The sequence below is a fragment of the uncultured Campylobacter sp. genome, assembly GCF_938018145.1.
GTDB lineage: Bacteria > Campylobacterota > Campylobacteria > Campylobacterales > Campylobacteraceae > Campylobacter_A.
On sequence record NZ_CALIII010000196.1, the window covers coordinates 1 to 2,470 of the forward strand.

The 2,470-nt window shown below is 48.5% G+C and carries 2 protein-coding genes; both read right to left on the bottom strand.

Going from position 1 to position 2,470, the window contains the following annotated elements; all coding sequences use genetic code 11:
• Window positions 1–1,678 (bottom strand): polyribonucleotide nucleotidyltransferase (locus Q0338_RS04510; protein WP_298085715.1); only part of this gene is annotated, 1,678 nt, incomplete at its 3' end.
• Window positions 1,663–2,373 (bottom strand): phosphoribosyltransferase family protein, encoded by a 711-nt coding sequence (locus Q0338_RS04515; RefSeq protein WP_298085716.1) that lies wholly within the window; start codon window positions 2,371–2,373, stop codon window positions 1,663–1,665. The genes Q0338_RS04510 and Q0338_RS04515, both read right to left, overlap by 16 nt.
• Window positions 2,374–2,470 lie beyond the last annotated feature (97 nt).

Consider the following 2,470-nt stretch of genomic DNA (forward strand, 5'->3'; position numbering starts at 1 on the left):
GCAGCCTGCCCTCGCGCGCCTGCAAAAGAGCTTCTTTAAGCACATCAAGGCTGATACCGCCCAGCTTTATATCCATCTGAAGCGCTGTTATGCCGTCTTTGCTACCTGCGACTTTAAAGTCCATATCGCCGTCGTGATCCTCTAGCCCCATGATGTCGGTTAGAACAGCGTGTTTTTCGCCCTCGAAAATTAACCCCATCGCAACGCCAGCTACTAGTTTTGGCGTATCAACGCCTGCAGCCCTTAGCGCCAAAGAACCGCCGCAAACGCTAGCCATCGAGCTTGAGCCGTTACTTTCTAAAATTTCAGAAACAAGTCTAATGGTATAAGGCGAATTTACGTCGATACTAGGTGCAAGCGCGCGTTTAGCGAGATTACCGTGACCCAGCTCGCGTCTGCCCGGAGCCTTTAGCGGACTAGCCTCGCCGACGCTAAAGCCCGGGAAGTTGTAGTTAAACATAAATTTATCCGTCACGGCGCCTTTTTCCGTTAGCATATCATACATCTGTGCGTCGCCGTCGGTGCCTAGAGTCGCCACCACGAGAGCTTGCGTCTGACCGCGAGTAAAGAGGCAGCTGCCGTGAGCGTTTGGCAGGATATTCGTCTCGATGCTGATCGGACGGACCTCTTTAAGTCCTCTGCCGTCGGCGCGCACGCCCTCGTTTATGATTTGCTCGCGGACGATTTTTTTCTTAAATTTAGCTAGGACGTTAGAGACGACCTCCTCCTCCCAGCCCTCTTTTTGCGCTACTTCGTCGGTCAAAATTTGCTTGGCGATCTTTGTTAGCTCGCTGGCACGCTCGCTTTTAGCCATCTGATTTATCGCGGCTTTTACGTCGTTTTTGTAAAATTCGTTTAGATAAACTGCGACGCTCTCATTTTCAATCTCCGGTTTTAGCTCTAGCTGCGCATCCTCTTTTTTATGCTGGCTAAATGCTTCTTCATAAGCGTTTGAGGCGCGAAGTATGGCTTTACCGGCTTCTGCGATCGCCTCCACGATGAGATCTTCGCTAAATTCGTTCATATCCTGCATCGCTATCACGCCGCCGCCTAAATTCGGATCCATCATAGGATCTAGCGCGATAGGCACTATCTCGTCTTTTTCGGTTGCGATACTTCTCATCTCGATCATCAAAAGTTCGTCTTTAACGCCTGCCACGTAAAGATCGAGCGCCGAAGTTTTTAGCTCGGAGTTGCTAGGATTTATTACGAATTTATTATCTATATATCCCACGCGCACGCCGCAAACAGGCGCATTTACGGGGATGTCGCTAAGATAAAGCGCGACTGAAGCCGCATTTAGACCGACGACTTGCAAATCAACCTCGGGATCGCAAGATAACACCATCACGACGATTTGCGTCGGATATGCATAACCCTTTGGAAAGAGCGGACGTAGCGAGCGGTCGATGATGCGCGAAGTTAGCGTCTCAAAATCCCCCGGTTTAGTCTCTCTTTTTACGTAGCCGCCGGGAATCCTACCCGCTGCGTACGTTTTTTCGATGTATTGCACCGTTAGCGGTAAAAAATCCTCGCTAACTTGCGTGTCCTCGCGAGCGACGGTGGCTAAAACGACGGTGTTTTTTACGCGTAAAAGTACCGCGCCGCTAGCCTGCTTGGCGATCTTGTTTATATCGTAAATTTCAACTTGATTATTGACTTCTATTGAATACTGCATGCCCTAATATCTCCTTGTTTTTGTAATGGTATATAAAATGGACTCTCCTCTAATATGGAAAGCACGGTTTCCGGTTTTGGTTCGATTTTGTTTTCGTAGTAAAAATCCACCTCGATAAAATTTGCGATCTTGTGCACGGCGTAAATTTCATCCACCAGCGGCGCGATAGCTGCGGCGACGTCTGTGGCGATGAGCGGCGTAGCGTAGGTGACTGATTTTACCCTCTCACGCATGAGCGTTTTTAGGCAGGTTAGCGCCGTGAGTCCCGTCTCGCAGCCCTCGTCGATGAGCAGGATGTTTCTATCCTTTAGATCGCCGATAAGATTGCCTTTTCTAAATTTGTAGACGTTTTTTAAGATTTTTTCGTCGTACTTACGGTCGGCCTCGCCGTAAACGAAGTCGTAGCTAATGCCAAAGCTCCGAATCAGCTCGTCGTTTAGCACCACGTCGTCCTTTTCGCTAACCATCGCGATCTCACACTCCGGGTTATTTGGCGCAAAAATGCGCTCGCAAAATAAAATCTCATAGCTCAAATTTAGCCCGCGAGCCACGCTATCGACCATGATAACAGAATCTATAGAGCTACATACTATCAGATATTCGCCCGCGATTAGCTCTTTTTTGGGCAAAATTTCAAGTAGCTTTTCGGCTGCTTCGAGCTGGTTTTCAAACATAAAGTCTTCGTAGTTGCCCATCAATTACCCTGCGTCGTCTGTCCTACCGAAAAGTCGTAGTGCACGCCGCCCATCGGATAGAAATTTATAAAGAAGTAAACGCCTCTTGATTTTTTGG

Bases quoted from the DNA above. Each gene is read 5' to 3' on its own strand.
- Q0338_RS04515 (WP_298085716.1), bottom strand. From the start codon at position 2,373: ATGGGCAACTACGAAGACTTTATGTTTGAAAACCAGCTCGAAGCAGCC.